The 16,121-nt window shown below is 65.9% G+C and carries 13 protein-coding genes; 4 read left to right on the forward strand and 9 right to left on the reverse strand.

The genetic code is table 11. The features are described from left to right. Positions 1 to 17: 17 nt before the first annotated feature. The 4 genes from BQ8420_RS18825 to fxlM (BQ8420_RS18840) all read right to left on the reverse strand — a co-directional run bounded on the left by BQ8420_RS18825 (position 18) and on the right by fxlM (BQ8420_RS18840) (position 5,759). Entirely contained in the window at positions 18 to 1,262 is a 1,245-nt protein-coding gene (locus BQ8420_RS18825; protein ID WP_087100451.1) for a lanthionine synthetase C family protein, read from the reverse strand. Further along, on the reverse strand, positions 1,259 to 4,270 hold the full coding sequence (locus BQ8420_RS18830) for a lantibiotic dehydratase (RefSeq protein WP_087100452.1): 3,012 nt from the start codon (positions 4,268 to 4,270) through the stop codon (positions 1,259 to 1,261). Before BQ8420_RS18830 ends, BQ8420_RS18825 begins: the two co-directional genes overlap by 4 nt. 77 nt (positions 4,271 to 4,347) lie before the next feature. Next, positions 4,348 to 4,491 carry an FxLD family lanthipeptide gene (locus BQ8420_RS18835; RefSeq protein ID WP_087100453.1) on the reverse strand — a complete coding sequence of 48 codons (144 nt, stop codon included), beginning with the start codon at positions 4,489 to 4,491 and terminating at the stop codon, positions 4,348 to 4,350. A gap of 50 nt (positions 4,492 to 4,541) precedes the next feature. After that, complete coding sequence (fxlM, locus tag BQ8420_RS18840) at positions 4,542 to 5,759, reverse strand: methyltransferase, FxLD system (protein WP_235006354.1); 1,218 nt, start codon at positions 5,757 to 5,759, stop codon at positions 4,542 to 4,544. Here fxlM (BQ8420_RS18840) and BQ8420_RS32000 point away from each other — a divergent pair. From BQ8420_RS32000 to BQ8420_RS18855, 4 genes are all read left to right on the forward strand, one after another. Next, on the forward strand, positions 5,758 to 5,931 hold the full coding sequence (locus BQ8420_RS32000) for a hypothetical protein (protein WP_160049349.1): 174 nt from the start codon (positions 5,758 to 5,760) through the stop codon (positions 5,929 to 5,931). The two genes, fxlM (BQ8420_RS18840) and BQ8420_RS32000, sit on opposite strands and share 2 nt — an antisense overlap. 338 nt (positions 5,932 to 6,269) lie before the next feature. Continuing rightward, entirely contained in the window at positions 6,270 to 7,463 is a 1,194-nt protein-coding gene (locus BQ8420_RS18845) for a helix-turn-helix domain-containing protein (RefSeq protein ID WP_087100455.1), read from the forward strand. 68 nt (positions 7,464 to 7,531) lie between these two features. Next, positions 7,532 to 8,332, forward strand: coding sequence for a class I SAM-dependent methyltransferase (locus BQ8420_RS18850; RefSeq protein WP_160049351.1), 801 nt, complete (start codon positions 7,532 to 7,534; stop codon positions 8,330 to 8,332). Positions 8,333 to 8,614: 282 nt separating this feature from the next. Then, entirely contained in the window at positions 8,615 to 9,241 is a 627-nt protein-coding gene (locus BQ8420_RS18855) for a PolC-type DNA polymerase III (RefSeq protein ID WP_235006355.1), read from the forward strand. A 214-nt stretch (positions 9,242 to 9,455) separates the two neighbouring features. Here BQ8420_RS18855 and BQ8420_RS18860 read toward each other — a convergent pair whose 3' ends face one another. The 5 genes from BQ8420_RS18860 to fxlM (BQ8420_RS18885) form a co-directional block, all read right to left on the reverse strand. Continuing rightward, positions 9,456 to 10,136, reverse strand: coding sequence for an HAD-IA family hydrolase (locus tag BQ8420_RS18860; protein ID WP_087100488.1), 681 nt, complete (start codon positions 10,134 to 10,136; stop codon positions 9,456 to 9,458). A gap of 125 nt (positions 10,137 to 10,261) precedes the next feature. Further along, the gene (hemC, locus tag BQ8420_RS18865; protein WP_235006356.1) at positions 10,262 to 11,263 is read right to left on the reverse strand and encodes a hydroxymethylbilane synthase; all 1,002 of its coding nucleotides are present in this window, start codon (positions 11,261 to 11,263) and stop codon (positions 10,262 to 10,264) included. 665 nt (positions 11,264 to 11,928) lie between these two features. Next, positions 11,929 to 12,678, reverse strand: a complete 750-nt coding sequence (locus tag BQ8420_RS18875) for a bifunctional 2-polyprenyl-6-hydroxyphenol methylase/3-demethylubiquinol 3-O-methyltransferase UbiG (RefSeq protein WP_160049353.1) — start codon at positions 12,676 to 12,678, stop codon at positions 11,929 to 11,931. A gap of 497 nt (positions 12,679 to 13,175) precedes the next feature. Beyond that, a complete protein-coding gene (locus BQ8420_RS18880) occupies positions 13,176 to 14,018 on the reverse strand; it encodes a 5'-3' exonuclease H3TH domain-containing protein (RefSeq protein ID WP_200815987.1) in 843 nt (280 codons plus the stop codon). Between the two features lie 306 nt (positions 14,019 to 14,324). Continuing rightward, positions 14,325 to 15,599, reverse strand: a complete 1,275-nt coding sequence (gene fxlM / locus BQ8420_RS18885; protein ID WP_087100460.1) for a methyltransferase, FxLD system — start codon at positions 15,597 to 15,599, stop codon at positions 14,325 to 14,327. Positions 15,600 to 16,121: the final 522 nt, after the last annotated feature.

Here is a 16,121-nt window from a genome sequence, read left to right on the forward strand (position 1 = left end):
CCGCAAGGGAGCGATGGTCAGGCCAAGGCCAGGTGGACGTCCCACGGGAGGCCGGGAGCGGTGCCGGTGGCGTAGGTGAGCAGGGCCAACGCGATACCGGTGCGCCCGTCGAGGAACTCCGGGTCCAGGACCGGGGTGTGTTCGAGCTTCTCAAGGAGAGTGGCGGCGATCTGGTCCAGGGCGTAGGCCAGCGGCGCGCCGGGGGCGTCGTTGTTGATACGCCAAGCGCAGTGCATCAACCCCGCCCATCCATGGCACAGGCCCAGGTCATCGAGGGTGTTGAGTTGAAAGGTGTCGCGTAGACAGTCGGCCATGCTCTGTTCGGCCATCGCCTGCCGGTGTGGGTCGTTGAGGGCGAGCCCGGCGAGTTGCTGGGCGCGGGCCAGGCCGGGGGTGCCGTAGCACCAGGAGGGGCGTTGCTTGGTAAATGCCTCCACCGTTGGGCCACTCTCCCACCGGTGAGGGGTGAGGTAGTAGGGCCACCACACCCCAGAAGGTGAGTGATGGCGGTAAGTATCCAGGACCTCGCATATTCGGGCGATGGCGTCGGTGTGTCCGCTGACGGTGACGCCGCGCAGCACCGCCAGCGACAACACGGCCAGAGGAGCACCGATGCCGTGAGCCACACCGAGATTGAGGTGCCCGTCGGGGAAGGCCGGGTCGAGGCTGCCATGCGGTGACTGGTCACTCCACCAACCCGGCTTCCCATCAGGGAGCGGCAGGCTTATTCGCACCAGGTAGGCCAACACCTGGCGGGTGATCGTGGCCTCGGGGTGAATGTGCAGATGGTAGGAAGCCAAACCCACCAGCCCTTGGATGAGGTCGAAATCGGCCAGCTCTGGACGCTGGCCTTGGTCGATCCGGGTGTGGGCCTGGGCCAATCGGTGCAGGGTCAGGCGTGTGGTGACCTCGTCCAAGCGGGCGCGTGCTCGGCTCAGATGGGTGGGCGAGGACGCCGCGATGGCGGTGAGAAGGCCCAGGGCCGGGGCACCGGACCACAAGGTGGCGGTCTCGCTCCCGTTCACCGGGCCGGTCAGTGCGCGGGTGATCCACGTGTGGGCTCTTTCCCAGGGGCCGTGGCCGGTGCGTGCGGCTTCGACGTGGGCCAGCGCCACCCCTGCGGCACCACCGCCCATCGAGGAGGGGCGTTGGCGCAGGGCCGGTTTGTCGGGCAGGAACTGCACCCGATCGGGGGCGGCCAGGTCGTTTAGGATCGTGCGGGCCATAGCGTGGGCCTGTGCTGTAACGGTGGTGATGTTCATCGGGGCTCCTGCATTCGGGCGTTCCAGCTCACAGCGGCCGTCCGTGCCAGCGCCAGGCACGCCCGTTCAGCATCCGGATCGGGGCCGAACAACCGGGCCGCGTGCAAGTGCAGCAGGTCCGGCAGTACCTCTTCGGCTGTGGAACCGAAGCCGGCGAGGGCCTTGGCGTAAGTGCGGGCTGCTTCGGCGCGCTGCTCCCAGGCCTTTCGGATCGGGACAGGGTGGGGGCCGGGATCGGGGGCGGTGAGCGTCCTGGTCCGTGCTGCTTCGGCCCGGTCGGTGGGGGCCGAGGGCGCATGGTCGATAAGCCATCGCCGGGCCGCCGGCGCGTTTCCGAGCAGGGCATGAACCAGGTCGGTCATGCTCACGGCCGCCCATACCCGCATGCCGCTCTCTCCTGAGTCGGTAGTGAGTTGGGTCGCTACCGCGTGGGAGTCAGCGACGAACAACTCTTCAGCGGCTTCCATCGCGGGATGAGGGCCGAACCTGCCCGACTCAGGGGTGTAGGTGTCGTGGATGAGGGACGCGACTAGGCCCCGATGACGCAGGGCGCTTGTCCAGTCGTGGACGATCTTGATCTGGTCGGGGCCGGTGATGCGAACCCGCAGGCGCAGGTGGGGTTCGGGATCTTGGTAGCGCAGGAACCACCAGGCGAGGGAGAGGTGGGGGAGTTCGTGGGTGATCAGACCAATGGCGTGGTCGGGGTGACCGTACAGCTTCACCGAACACCAACCGGAGCCGCCAGGAAGATGCTCGCCCATGCGAGGGTGCGCCGACCCAGGTCGGAGCCGGACCGGGATCGGTTCTTGCTCCGCGGTCAGGGTGGTCACGATTTCGTGGACGCGCCCATCCACCCAACCCAGGTTCTGGTCAGTGGAGGTCTCACGTAGGAAGATCCGGCCCTGGCGGCCTAGTTCGGCGCGCACCAGGTCTTGGTGCGCGGGCCGATCCAGATCCACCCGGAGGCGTTGGTCGTTCTCCCCCAACTCCACCTGCACCGGTACCCGCTGGGTGGTACGCCACTGATTCAGGTGGTCGACCCACTCCCGCCACGATGCTTCAGGGCCAGGAAGGGAGTGGGCATCCAGTCGCCAGCGGGCGGGGGCCAGAACACACTGTTGCCACCGCACCCGGGGCAAGTAGGGCAGGTGGGTGGCGACTCCCCAATCGAAGGGGACGGGCACGGCTGTGCGGTTCCACGGCAACTCGGCGAGGAACCGCAACAGTGGGTGGGCGGCACGGGTGAACTCGATCGCGTTGAAAACCACCGGTTCCACCGGCTTGAGCCCGCGGCGTGTGACCAGGTGCAGGCGGTGCGAGTCAGCGGTGACGGCCAGGTCGGCCATACTCAGGGTGCGGGCACCGGCCCGATGGTGCTGCCCCAAACTCAGGTGGGTCGGCAATACCGCGGGAACGCGTGAGACCTGATCTCCCCGGGCGGACGCTGAGGGGCAGGTGAGTTGAGCCAGGACCGCGTCCTGACGCAGGGTGGGCAGGCGCCGGTACAGCTCATGTAGAGCCTCCCGACCGGGGGAGGGCAGCAGGTCGAGGAAACGGCCCACGGTAGTGCCCGCCCCACGGGAGACTCCGGCGACGCGAACGTCGAAGTCGCCGGTGTTCAGCGCCTCACGGCTACTGGCGTGCACACGCACGCGCACTTCGGTGTGCGGCCACACCAGGTCGGATTGATCGGTGCCTAGGCGACCCAAAAGGGTGTCGTCGACCACGATCTCGCCGGTCCCCTCCAAAGTGGCTCGTTGGGCCAGGTCGAGCAGGATGGTGTCGCGTTCGGACAGAGCCTCGGCTGGAGGATCGGGCAGTCGTGTTCCCACAAAGCCGGAGGGTAGGCCGAGCCCTTGGCCGGGATCGGTCAGCTCATCCACCGGCACAAGCGCCCCGATCCCGTACCGTTCACAGAACCGCCGGTGGTAGTCACGCCAGTTCGAGGTGCCCTCGCCCAGGGGGGATAGGCGTGCCAGAACCGCGGTGGCGCCCTGGACCTGCCAGGCGATAGCGCGTGGCAGCTCCAGGTCGCTCTCCAAACGCAGGTCCACACCGGTCGGTGTGTCCGCAGGCGCCACATCGGTGAGCATGGTGCGGGCACGAACCATCAGGGCGGCCCGCTTCGTGGGCGAGGGTGAGGTGTCGTGCTCGCGCAGGGCCTGGTGGGCGTTCTCCAAATAGGCGAGAATCTTCGCGGCGCGCGGGTAGCGGCCGGCGCCTGCGCTGTGTGCGGCTGCGATGAGGTGTCCGAGCTGGTCAGGGCTGTCCAACGGCGGGTGCAGGCAGGTGAGCAGCACACGGTGACGCACCAGGGTTTCCACCAAGGTATGAACGCTGTCTTCCCGGTCAGGGAACGTGGCGTTCAGTGTCGCTTCCACCTCGGCCCAAGGAGTGGGGGTGCGAGCCGCTTCCAAGGCCGCATGTGCGGGAGCAGTCAAACGCAGTGACGAACGCCTGCCGCGGTCGGCCCCTGGTTCAGGTTGGTGTTCGACGATGATCCGTCCGCCCCGCAGCACAGCCAAGTTATTGCTGAGGACCAACAAACGGGCGGTGAACTGCGCCTCACAGGCTTCCAGGCGTTCCACGGCGGCCCGGATCCATGCTGTGCTCACTCGCGTCACCGGTCGGTGGTGGTCTCCGATACGGCCGGACACGGTGGAAGTGAAATGCGTCGTGGTCACCGCGGCGAACAGCCCGAACGGTGTGGCCCGGCTTTGGGCGCGCAGCACATACCGGATACAGGAGTGCACCACCCGGCTCACCTCACGCCTGTTGCCGCCAACATGGCAGATCCGATCGATGCGCTGCATGAGCGAGGGGCTGGCGTCGCTGATCGCCGCACCCAACAAGGGGTGATCGCGCACTTGGCCCAGCCACGTGATCCACGCACCGTGGTGCTCGGGGTCCTCGACGGGTCCGCTGGGCCAGGACGGGAGGTCACGGATGCCTGAAAGCGCGGAGGCGCGTAGCACTCCGGTGGGGTGAGCGGTGAAGCGAGGCCGCACAGAGGTGCTCCTTCAAAGCGGGGGGTGCCCCGGCACCACCGCTGGCGGTGCCGGGGCCGCAACCAGGGACCGGGAAGTTACGGGCAGCTGGTGCAGGCGCTGGCGCACGTGCCACCACAGTTGTCACCGGTCAGGTTGAGCAGGGCGTCCAGACGAGGGCCGCTCTCCACGACCTCCACGTCCAAGTCGAACCCGTCAACGTCGAGCTGGTTTTCCTGCATGTTCTTCTTCCTTTCGGATCGGAGGGCCACACCCCGGGGGTGGGGTGTGTTCAGGACCAGGCCAGGACCGTGCGCGTGTGCGGCTTGTCCAGAACCCGGACCCGGTCGGTGGGAAGCTCAGAGTCGGGGGTGGGGCCGGGCCAGACCTCGATGCGGGCCATGGAACCGTCATGTTGGTCCCAGGCCCGGAGAACGTCGACGTAGTTCTGGGCTGCGGTCTCACCGTGAGGCCCGTAGCCGAACACCCCGACCTCGAACCTGCCCTCGCTCAAGGGGCGTTTCGTGCGCACCGCCACGCTGCCCCCATCGGCGAGCACCACCGGCACCGGCTGACGGGCCAGGCGCCCGGCCGGGCCGTGTTCGAGGACGTCTTCGGCCACGTGCAACATCGCGTACCGGTCGGTGTGGCCCGCGATCCACAGGTGTTGACGGTCGGGGTGGGTAAACTCCACCCCCGGCCAGAACTCCGTGCGGGGCCCGTGCAGCGCTTGGCGCAACGCGGTAGTGTCCACCACCTCTTCCACGCCGTACAGGGCGATCTCCTCCCCCTGCACAGCAATGCCGCGCTCCTCGTGTGCTCCAGCGCCTTGCATGGGCACGAAAACGGTGAGGTGGTGGTCGGGGCGACTGACCAGGTGATCGTGGATACGGTCCAGCCCCACGGTGCGGCTCACACCACGCAACCGCATGGGGGTGACCAGGCGACCGTTCTCGGTAAGCTGCGCCAGCCAGGCCGGGGGCAGATCCCAGGCCCGGACGGTGACGATGATGCGGTCATAGGGCGCCCCCTCGGCCACACCGAACTCGGCGTCCCCGGTCACCACACGCACCTTCTTGTACCCGGCCTCGTCCAGATAGCGGCGGGCCCGCTCGGTGACCTCAGGGTCGATGTCGATGGTGGTCACCTCACCCTCGGCACCGACGAGCTCGGAGATCAGGGCCGCGTTGTAGCCACCGGAACCTATTTCCAGCACCCGCATACCGGGTTCGAGCCCGGCCTGGTCGAGCATCATGGCCTGTACCCTCACCGCCGACAGCGAACTGGTGATGAGTCCGTCCTCGGCCCGCCGGATCGGTGGGGCGTAGTCGGTCGCGTAGGCCTTTTCCAACGCCACCTCGGGCACGAACACGTGCCGAGGGACCGCCCTGAGCACGTCTTCCACCTGAACCGAGATCGGGGTCATACCCCACTCCTGTTGGAGCCGGAGCAGGGTGTCGACCATGTCCTGACGAGCCTGATCGGGGCTCGTCGGCGCTGTAGCGGGCATGGATGTCCTCTTCGTGATCGTCATCGCCGTCGTGAGCACGACGGCCACCGGTATCGGTATGGAACTGCGGGTAAAAGGGGTGTTCCGCTTCTGGTACGCGCAGAAGGTCCAAGAGCTCCAAGAGCTCCGGGAGAGATCCCACTGCTTTGGCCGTGGTTTTTGCAGCTACTGAGAGCCGACATGGTGCTCCCAAGCCCAGGGCGCATTATCGTCGAGAACTCAACAGGGTGACCATGCACGATCGGCCATGTGTTGGAATTTTCATGCGCCCTGTTCGAATCACGCCCTGTGAACTGCCCTGATGGCATTAAAAGACCTGGTGCGAGGAAAGAAAAACCCCAATGAAAAGAACATTCATCCTTCTTGTCACATTGAGTGGTGTTCATCTTGATATGTGACTTTTGTGGGGGTAGTCGTGCTGAAGACGGGCCCCGCTGCACCTGTGTGCCCAGCGACTACTGGAGGCGACCCGAAGTACGCGAGGCACTCCAAGCGCGCGACGTCCCTACCTTGTTGCGCCTGCTTCTCCGCTCCACTTCCCTGACCCACGAAGCGCTCGCGATCATGTGCGGGGTCACGCAGAGCACCATCACCCGCGCGGTGAACGGTCGTGGACTGACCCGACCGGACGTCATCGCCCGGGTGCTCACTCGCCTGGGCGCACCCCACCTACCTTCCACCGAGCCCATCGCGGCCCTCCAGAACGTGGACCGGGGATGGGAACAGCAACTGAATGAGGCCGCGGCTGACACCGTCACCCGGATCCGCTCCCTCCAAGACCAGGCAGCACCCAAGACCGTCCTGGATACGCTGGAAGCCGGTGTCGACCACCTGTGCCGCGCCTACGTCCACACCCCTCTGAGCAGCCTCTACCCACAGATCAGCGCCCGTCGCCGCGACGCATTGGCCTTACTCGACAGCCTGACCCACCCCGACCAAGCCCGCCGAGCCCACATCGCCGCCACCCGCCTGGTGGGCCTGCACGCACATGTGGCCATGGACGTGGGCTCCTACACCACCGCCCTGATCCATGCCGACGCTGCCCGTGATCTGGCAGAGCGCACCGGCGATTCGGCCCTACAAGCCTGGGTGTGCTCCCTGCACAGCTTGATCGCTTACTGGGACAACCGATTCCCCGAGGCCCAACGCGCGGCCGAGGCCGGACTCACCCACCACACCGCCGACAGCAACCTGGCCCGACTCCATGCCCTACGGGCTCGCGCAGCCGCGGCCCAAGGCGATGTCACGGTGACCCGGGCGGCCATCACCGCAGCCGAAGACCACTGCAATCTGCCGGTGCTCCCAGGAATCCTGGGGTTTCCCACCGCGAAGATCCATACCTACGCCGGGACTTCCTTACTCGCACTCGGGCCTGCCTCTGATCGCCGGCGCAGCTTCTCCCACACCGAACAGGCCATCACGATGTACGCCACAGGTACCGACCGTTCCGTCGGTGACCTCTTGGCCGCACGCCTGGACCTGGCCACAGCTCACCTCTTCGACCGCAACCCGGAGGGGACCCTGGAACAGGTCCGACTCATCACCACGGTCCCGGCCGGGCACCGCACCGCGAGCATCAGTACACGTGCGCACCGTCTGATCCCTCTCCTGGTCCATCACGACACAGCTCCGGCCCGTTGGGCCCGCGAACTACTGATCGAGTTCACCCGCACCCCCGGCCCCACCCCGAAGACCAACGCGTGAGGATGCACCGTATGCCTCTCCACAACGAATCTCCCGCACGTTTTCTAGCCTCCACCGATCGCGCAGTTGTGACCCGCGCTTACCATGACGATCGGCCACTGCTTGCCCGTCAACGGCTCTATGACCACCAAAGACCCCGCTACGATCTGCCCGGCATGGTCCTGGACCAGGTCGGTGATCGGGAAGGAGTGTGGTTGGACGTGGGATGCGGTAACGGCAAGTACCTACACCGGATTCGCGCCGAACGGCCACAGGCGCGAGCGGTGGGCCTGGACCTGTCCACGACCATGCTCACCACCCCCGTCCGGCCAGCGGTGTGCGCCGATGCTGCTCGCCTGCCGGTGCACACCGGCAGTGTGCAGGTGGTGTTGGGGATGCATATGCTCTACCACCTGGCAGATCCCGACCAAGCCCTTGCGGGGATGGCCCGTGTCCTGGAACCCGAAGGGGTCTTGGTCGTCTCCACCAACGCCCGCAGTGACAAGGCCGAACTCGACGGGTGGTGGGCGCGGGCGGCCGCGGATGTGCTCGGGACTGCTGTGGGTCCACGACGGGTGAAGCTTTCCGCGTCCTTTCCTGCAGAAGAAGCCGCCGACCGTGTGGCCACCCACTTTGCTGAGGTGAAGGAGATCGACTTGGACGGAACCATCGAGGTCGACACGCCGGCCCCGATCCTGAAGCACTACGCCTCCTACCGGGCCTGGTCACATCAGGTGCACGTGCCGTTCGAGCAGACCCTGAGCAGAGTTGAGCACCTGTTGCGGCAAGAGCTTGAGGATGGGCCGCTGCGCATTACGACGCACCAAAAAATGGTCATCGCCCACCACTCCAGGCCGACCCAGACTCTGGCAGAGGGTTCGGGTGGGTGAAGCAAAACGTAGGTCCCAGCACCGGTTTCACCATGTGCTCGTCGGCCCGGGGCAGTGCCAGGGTTGTATGGCTGATTGGTTGCCGTGGGCGAACCGCGGACTGTGACCATGCCGGAACCACGCGGATGGCAGAGCCCCTGCAACAGGACGGTGAAGAACGTATGGGAGATCTGGAAGAGGCTTCTGCCCTCCGGGCCAGGTCTGTGGCCAGCCACAGCCGTCACGAGCTGTTGAAGATGAGCCCTCATGGGTAATCTGCATGACGATCTTGTGCGACAGCAGATGACTTTCGTAATCATTGATTTCGAGGCCACAACCCCCGTTGGTCATCCACCCCAGCCCATCGAGGTCGCCGCTCTGGCACTGCGCTACACCAACGACGGGTGGGCCGAGTCCGGCCGGAGCACCTCCCTCATCCAACCACCCGCATTCGCACCCGTGACCTGGGCCAACACCGCCCAAAGTGGCCTGACCCCAGGACACTTCACGACCGCACCAACCCCAGCCGAGGCACTAGGAGCCCTCGACCGACGTTTCACCGGCCAAAGCCGTTACCTGCTGGTGGCCCAGCACGCCACGACCGAGGCCAACATCATCCACCACCAACGCGAACACTGCCCGACGCTGGCCCGTATCGACCTGATCGATACCATCCCGCTGGCCAAGCACATTTTCCCGGGCCTGGCCAACTACAAGCTCGACACACTGTTGGCCCAACTCTCCATCGCCCATCCGGCGGACCGCCACCGCGCCACCGCCGATGTCGCGGTCACCGCCCAGGTGTTCACCGACCTCATCAATATCGCTGACCGCGGTAGAGCTATCGGTGGCCTTACCGAGCTGGTCACGATCGCCGGACGCACCGCCAAGGCCAACCAGCCCACCCAACAACACCTCTTCGAGCCATGACCGGTGAACACGATCATGACCCACCGTGGCAAGAAGACCACGGCCGGTATCGCCATGCCCGACTATGCGGGATTCCCGGCACACTCCCTGGACCTTGAGCGCCGAATAGAGGAAAGCGCGTAGTTGCTCGGTGTGTCCAGGCGCTGTCGCTCAGCCTGGGACAGAGCTGTCTGCACCACCTTGCGGGCCGGGGTTGTTTCCCCCACCCCCCTTTTCACCGGAGAGGGGAGGTTCGGCTCTCCTCGACCCTGTCATGAATCCCCAACAGTTCCCTGATATGTGTGGCCAGACCCGGCCGACCGTCAGCGAGGACCGTGGTGATCCCCAGCGCGTGCGCCGGGGGGAGGTTGGCGGGATTGTCGTCGACAAACAAGCACTTCTCACCCGGCACCCCCAGCCTTTCCAGCGTGCGCTGGTAGATCTCCAAGTCCGGCTTGGCGACGCCTTCCACTTCGGAAAGCACCGTGACCTCACACAACCCGCTCACACCCAACGTCCGGTAAGGGTCGTAGGGATCCAAACCGAAGCTATTAGACAGCAGCGCGGTCCTCAGCCCGGCCCGGCGGGCGGCGTGCGCCAACTCGATCATGTCCTGGGCGGGGCGAACCTTAGACCAGGCTCGGCCCATGAGGTTCTCATGGTCATCGATGCCGAGTAGTGGAGCCGTGCGGCGATTCCATTCCTGTTGGGTGAGCCGCCCGGCTTCCAACGCAAGGTACAGGCGGCGCCCCTCAGGGTGCTGGTTCAGCGTGGTGCCCCAAGCCCGCTCATGGAGCCCTTGGTCGAGACACCAGCCCTGAAGGGCTTCACGGACGCCTTCGGTGAGGACACCGACAAAGTCGAGGATCAGCGCCTGGTACCGGCCAGGCGAGTCGAGTGGGGAGGAGAAAGCCATGGTGGGGCCTTTCCGATGGGGGGAGAAGAGGGAATCCACCCTCACTACCTTCCACTCGCAGGATCCCTGTAACCGGAGCACCACTCCTTGGCGGGCGTGGCGCGGTCATGCTGCAGAACTGGGGATCACTCCACCGGGTCAACGGAGTCGAGACCGTCAAGGATCCGGCCCGCCCCGTGAACCGACAACTCTTCAGCGCTCTTGGCACCCAACTCTTCAGGGGAATCCGCAGGCCCCGACCGTTCTACACGCACCTGCTGGAGCCCATCGAGAGAGGTCACCTGGGCGACCAGGCGCAACTTTCCGTCCTCTTCGGATGCGTAGGCACCAATGGGGACATAGCAGCCTCCATTCAGGGCAGCCATCAGAGCCCGCTCTGCTCGGGTCGTGGCCTCGCTCTGCATATCGTGGATCACTGCCAACATTTGGGCGATCGAGGTGTCCTCGTCCCGGACTTGGAGAGCGATGGCCCCTTGAGCAGGAGAGGGCGGCCACTGGACGGGGTCCAAAGTTTGGGTGATGTGCGCACCCATACCCAGCCGGTGAAGTCCCGTGGCGGCCAACAACACTCCAACAAGACCGCGCTCACGCATTTGCCGCAGACGCGGGGGAACATTGCCGCGGATCGGCACCGTCATCACCTGTGGGCAGGTACGACGGAGTTGCCCAATGCGTCGCGGCGCGCTGGTGCCGACTTTCTGACCAGGCCGTAGATCGTGCACAGCAGTGCCACACAGCGCGTCCCGCGCGTCGTGGCGCTGTGGGATCGCGGCGATCAGTGTCCCGGGGGTCGGTGTGGTGGGCAGATCTTTGAGGCTGTGCACGGCGATGTCGATCTCACCGCCCAGAAGAGCCTTCTCCACAGCAGAAGCGAACACTCCGACCCCGGAGGAGGCGGAAAGGTCTTGCAGGCTGCTGGTGCGGTCCCGATCACCGGCGGTCATGATCGTGTGCCGTGCCCAAGACACACCTGGGTGAGCAGAGGACAGGCCACGAAGGACTTCGTCGACCATGGCTTGTGCCAAGCGGCTACCGCGAGATCCGATCCGGATTCGAGACTGCTGCGCCATGAGCATGCTCTCCCTGGTGGTGCGGATGATGTAGCGGGGAGAGTACTGGCTCTGCAAGCTCCTGGTCCGTGACTTACGGGAACTGTTACATCACCAACACCGGAGCGGACTTACACATCCTTGATCACACAAGGAACCCGAGTGCCGAAGCAAGTACCGTGCCAGCGAGGCAAAGGGGCCGTGTGTGAAAAACCGGTCCTCCGCGCGTCTTGATCGTGGTTGCATCCGTATGTGCCACGACTTCGTTGGGGTCATCTACCCCCGAACCTACGGTCGTTGATCGAAACAGCCATGGGCGCGCGTCATCGCAGACCACTCCCAAACGGGCGGTTACTCGCCCGGCATGGCCTCACGCCGCGGCCTGGCCGACGGGCGGGTGGTGTTCGCCAAGGCAGTCTCCGCCGCGCAGTCCGAGATCGGCCGGTCCCGTCAGCGTAGGGCCCGCTGGAAAGCCGAAGTGAGGGCGGTGCGTGCTCTGCGCCAGACGGTGCCCGAGCACCCCCGAGCCCAGCTGGAGGCACAGGACCCCGACTGGGAGCGCATCGAATGCGGCCGTAACGTCGACATCGACACCAACCGCCATCAACTGGGGCCTGGAGCCGAACTCGTGGCGGTGCACCGCTCATGGTGCCCGCTCACCGAGGGCGTGCGGCCACTGCCGATACCACCACGGCGCGCCCTGCCCGACCAACGAGGCGATGAACCAGGCCCACCCCTGACCCTCAGCTGGGATTCAGGTGTAGCACCGCCAGGTACTTGGGCCCCTGCTCGTGGATGGTTTCCCAACGCCACGGGGAGGGCTGGATGAGCCGGTCGAGTTCGTGCGGGTTCAGCAGCAGGTAGTCGAACCATTCGGTGGCCACGGCCCCGCCCCTGACACGCATGCGTATCTGGCCGGGCATTCGTCCCCGAATCCTGTTGCGATCCTGGTAGGCGGCGTGATCGGGGTCGCTACCAGCAGGATCCATGCCGGTACCGATCAGCAGGGCCCCGGGGCGGGCCAGCGACGCCAGCTGACGCAACACCCCAGGGGCCGCTTGTGCTCCTTGGAGGAGTCCGAGGTTGTTACCCAGAAGTAGCAGGGTGTCGAAAGTGCCGATCCCTTCGGGTGGGTGGGCAATGGACCCGAGTTCGGCGGCGACCCCGCGTTGGCAGGCAACCTCGACGGCACCGGGGGACGGGTCGAGTCCTACCACGTCCTTGCCTTGCTGTTGGAGGGCTAGGGCGTGGCGTCCGGCCCCCGTGCCCACATCCAGGATGCGGCCCCGAGCCAGCGCTACCGCAGTCTGGTCCAAGTCGGAGAGGTCGTCGAGGGGGGTGAAGTAGCGGAGGGCATCGGCGGTGCTGATGTAGCCGTCATCGCGTTCGGTGATCTCAAAGGCAGCGCCCGGCGCCATGCCGGCCGCCCAGCAGCGTTGGAGCGTGCGCCCGAACGCGTCACCGATCCGGGGCTCAGAGGTGGTGGGTTCCATACCGGGTGAGCCTTGCAGTTCTTCGGGTGCGGTGCAGCTGGTTTCTTTCGGGTGCGTGGGTCTGGGGGAGCTCAGGTGGTCGGCTGGTCGCTGGTCGAGGGTCGGGGATAAGCAGGCCGTTGAAGTAGAGGATGAGCGCCAGGTACACGACCGTGGCCGTGGATGGCTGGTGTCAAGGCGGCGCGTAGTACGTCGCACCGTTTGGGAATGGATCGATCCCATAATGGCCAGGCATTCGTGAGGTCCTCACCACGACGGGGGCAAAAGCGCTGCTGTCCGCTATCAAGAGCTGCCCCGCCCCACGGCCACGATCCATGCGCTGGCCCGAGCTGGGCCGATCCGAGGGAACTCCCACACACCATCATCGAATACCCGGCTGAAGGGATCCGGGCTTGGGTTGAGCGCTCTATTTATGGCGTGCATGGGTGGTGACCACCTTAGATAGCTCAGCCACTCATCTCTCCTCACCGAGCACTACCGACCCGGCGTCGGTGGCCTCACCACAGCCTCAGCCCTTCCACGACCGTAGCGGGCGCGGGCAGCGGGGGAGAGGGGATGTTGGAGGGTTTGGCCGGGAGGGGGACGGAGGTGTCCATGGTGATCATCCGGTGCCAAGTGAGTACCTGATCCCACTGGGCGCGGACACGCTCCCCGGCCCGGCCGGTGAGCCGCTCAGCAGCGGTCAGGTCATGGACCTGGGCGCCGTTGGCCAGGAGCCGGGCGGCGGTCTTGTCTCCGATGCCGGTGACGCCGGGGATGTTGTCGCTCTTGTCCCCGCTCAGGGCCCGGAAGGAGGACCACTGCGCCGGGGTGATGTCGTAGCGCTCGATCACCTGGGCGGGGCCGATGTGGCGTTTGCCCGGGTGCATGCACGTGTTGAGGACGTGAATCTGGTCGGTGAGCAACTGGTAGTAGTCGCGGTCGGTGGAGAAGATGCGAGTCGGACGCTGCGGATCCAGGTGGACCAGGGTGGCGATGACGTCGTCGGCCTCGGCGTCCTCGATCTCGATCCACGCAACCTTGTGTAGGTCCAGGCCCTGCTTGACCTGTGGCAGGGCAAGGATCGGTTTGAGGGCGTCACCGTCGGCGGGGCGGTTGGCCTTGTAATCGGCGTCGTCCTGTTTACGGTCGTCGCTGCCGTGCTCGCCGTCGAACACCACTAGGACCTCGGGCGGTTCGGAGAACTCGTCGCGGATCGCCACACGCAGCAGGGCGAAGAACCCGAAGACGGCGGTCAGGTCGCGCGTCTTGTCGCGGGAGCGGATCTCCGCGGGGAAGCCGAAGGCCGCGCGCCACAAAAGGTTGTGGCCATCGACCAGGAGCAGGGGCGTGTTCGTCATCGGGGTACCGCTTTCAGACATGACTCAGCGACGGTGGACGGCCGGAAGTCCCGCGCGCGGTAGTACGCAGCCTGTGCTCTGGCACGGTACGTTACCGGACCCGCAGTTAGCACATGGGCTCTTCCAACTGGCCAACGGTGTGCTCCTCCTGCGCCGCAGCCGTCGCTGATGCAGTCCTTGGTCTCCACTCTTCGAGAAGGGACGCCGGTGGCCACGAAGCTCACGTCAACCTGTAGGACCTCATCTTCGTCCTTGTGAGGGCGTAACCCATGGGTTTGCTCTTCGACCACTGGGCGGGCCAAGGGGTCAGCTGGTCGGTGCGTGCCAGGACAGCACGATGCGGGTGTGCAGCTTGTCCACCAGGTAACCGTCAAGAAGGTCGACAGCGTCGGTGCCGACCGGATAGACCACCATCTGTGGTTGGAGTCGGCTACGCACATGGGTGTCCCACACGCGGAACCGCTCGGTCAACTGGTCGGCCAGTCGTTGAGCATCGGGGCCGTGGGCAAAGGCACCGAACTCGAAGGTGTCGCCGGCCTCTCCAAGGGGACGCAGTTTGGCCCGGTAGACCAGGTTCGCTCCGTCCACCAACGCCGGGGTTCCCAGACGCCAGGAGGGGGCGACCACGTCCTGCTCCACCGCGTCCTGGGTGGCGGTGAGCACGCATCCGCCTTCCAGAGTGATCGCCAACCACAGGTCCTGATCACTGAAAGGCTCTCCGCGTTTGCGGGTCACACCCGACCATGCCTGGGCGCGTGGAGATGACAACGCCTTCTCCATCGCCGCGGCGTCGATATCGGGGCCCTCGTCGACCCACAGGGTGACGGCTCCGCCCTGCAGGTCGATCCGGTTGCGCTGGTGGCGGCCTGCACCTTGCATCGGTACGAACCCGCACATCATGTGGGATCGGCTGATCAGCCGATCGCCATCGCGGTCCAGAGCCCAGGACCGCATCAGAGCCCGGGTGCGCAACGGTACCACCATCCGGCCGGTCGGGGCCAACTGGTCGACCCAGGCCGCCGGGATGTCCTCGGTGCCCACGGTGACGATCAGCCGGTCGTAGGCAGCGAAATCGGGAACGCCGAACGCGCCGTCACCGCACACGGTCCGCACTCGGCCATACCCTGCTTGGTCCAGGCAGTGCCGTGCCCGGTCCACCACCTCGGCGTCGATGTCCATCGTGGTCACCTCACCCTCCGGCCCGACCAGTTCGGCCAGCAGAGCCGCGTTGTAGCCCCCGCTGCCAATTTCGAGCACCCGGTGGCCGGGTTCCACACCGAGTTGGGCGAGCATCCCGGCGATGGTCGATGGTGCGGAGACCGCGCTGAGGTTGACGCCGCCCTCGTCGGTCTTGGTGATCACCGACTCGTCGGCGTAGGCGGCTTCCAACTCCGCGCCGGGTGTGAACAGGTGTCGTGGAACCGCACTCAGAGCGCGTTCCACCCTTGGCGGGAGCGGGGCACCGAGTTTGCGCTGGCGGTCTTTGATGCGCTCGACCATCGCCGCGTGCAGCGCCTCGGCGTCGAGGCTCGGGGACACTTCGGCAGCGCTGAGGATGGGGTCAGTCTCATTGCTGTTCATCTCAAGATCGTGACACGGGCCTTCCTGGACTCGCAGCGGATTCGGATGGTCGCTGCCCTGACGGTGGGCCTCGATGGTGGCGCCAAGACCGGGCAAGCCCTCTGGCGGGTCGGACGTTCCCCCGATGAAGGAGCAGGCCCGGAGCCAGTTTCGATGTTCATGCGCTCCAGGTCACATGAAGGCTTCGATGTACATCAACAGGGCGACGTATATCGGCAAATCTGCGTACGGTCCGTGCATGACCGCGCAAACGTTCGGTGACATGCTTCACGAGGTTCGCTCCTCGGCTGAGATGACCCAGGCACACCTGGGGCGGATAGTGCATCGGGCTGGCGCCACGGTCAGCTGTTGGGAGCAGGGGCATGTAAGACCCACCCGAGCCACGGTTGAGACTTTGGATCGGGAGCTGAAGTGTGGCGGTCGCCTGATGTGGTCGTGGCAGGTCGACGAGACCGGCTCCGTCTCACCGCACTGGATGCGCTCGTTCGCTGGCTTGGGCGCGGCCGCCCACACCGTCACACC

Source organism: Nocardiopsis sp. JB363, from assembly GCF_900143625.1.
GTDB lineage: Bacteria > Actinomycetota > Actinomycetes > Streptosporangiales > Streptosporangiaceae > Nocardiopsis.

Coding starts and splice junctions, on each gene's coding strand:
- BQ8420_RS18825 (WP_087100451.1), bottom strand. CDS start 1,262: ATGAACATCACCACCGTTACAGCACAGGCCCACGCTATGGCCCGCACG.
- BQ8420_RS18835 (WP_087100453.1), bottom strand. CDS start 4,491: ATGCAGGAAAACCAGCTCGACGTTGACGGGTTCGACTTGGACGTGGAG.
- BQ8420_RS32000 (WP_160049349.1), top strand. CDS start 5,758: ATGGATGTCCTCTTCGTGATCGTCATCGCCGTCGTGAGCACGACGGCC.
- fxlM (WP_235006354.1), bottom strand. CDS start 5,759: ATGCCCGCTACAGCGCCGACGAGCCCCGATCAGGCTCGTCAGGACATG.
- BQ8420_RS18855 (WP_235006355.1), top strand. CDS start 8,615: ATGACTTTCGTAATCATTGATTTCGAGGCCACAACCCCCGTTGGTCAT.
- BQ8420_RS18860 (WP_087100488.1), bottom strand. CDS start 10,136: ATGGCTTTCTCCTCCCCACTCGACTCGCCTGGCCGGTACCAGGCGCTG.
- BQ8420_RS18875 (WP_160049353.1), bottom strand. CDS start 12,678: ATGGAACCCACCACCTCTGAGCCCCGGATCGGTGACGCGTTCGGGCGC.
- BQ8420_RS18880 (WP_200815987.1), bottom strand. CDS start 14,018: ATGACGAACACGCCCCTGCTCCTGGTCGATGGCCACAACCTTTTGTGG.
- fxlM (WP_087100460.1), bottom strand. CDS start 15,599: ATGAACAGCAATGAGACTGACCCCATCCTCAGCGCTGCCGAAGTGTCC.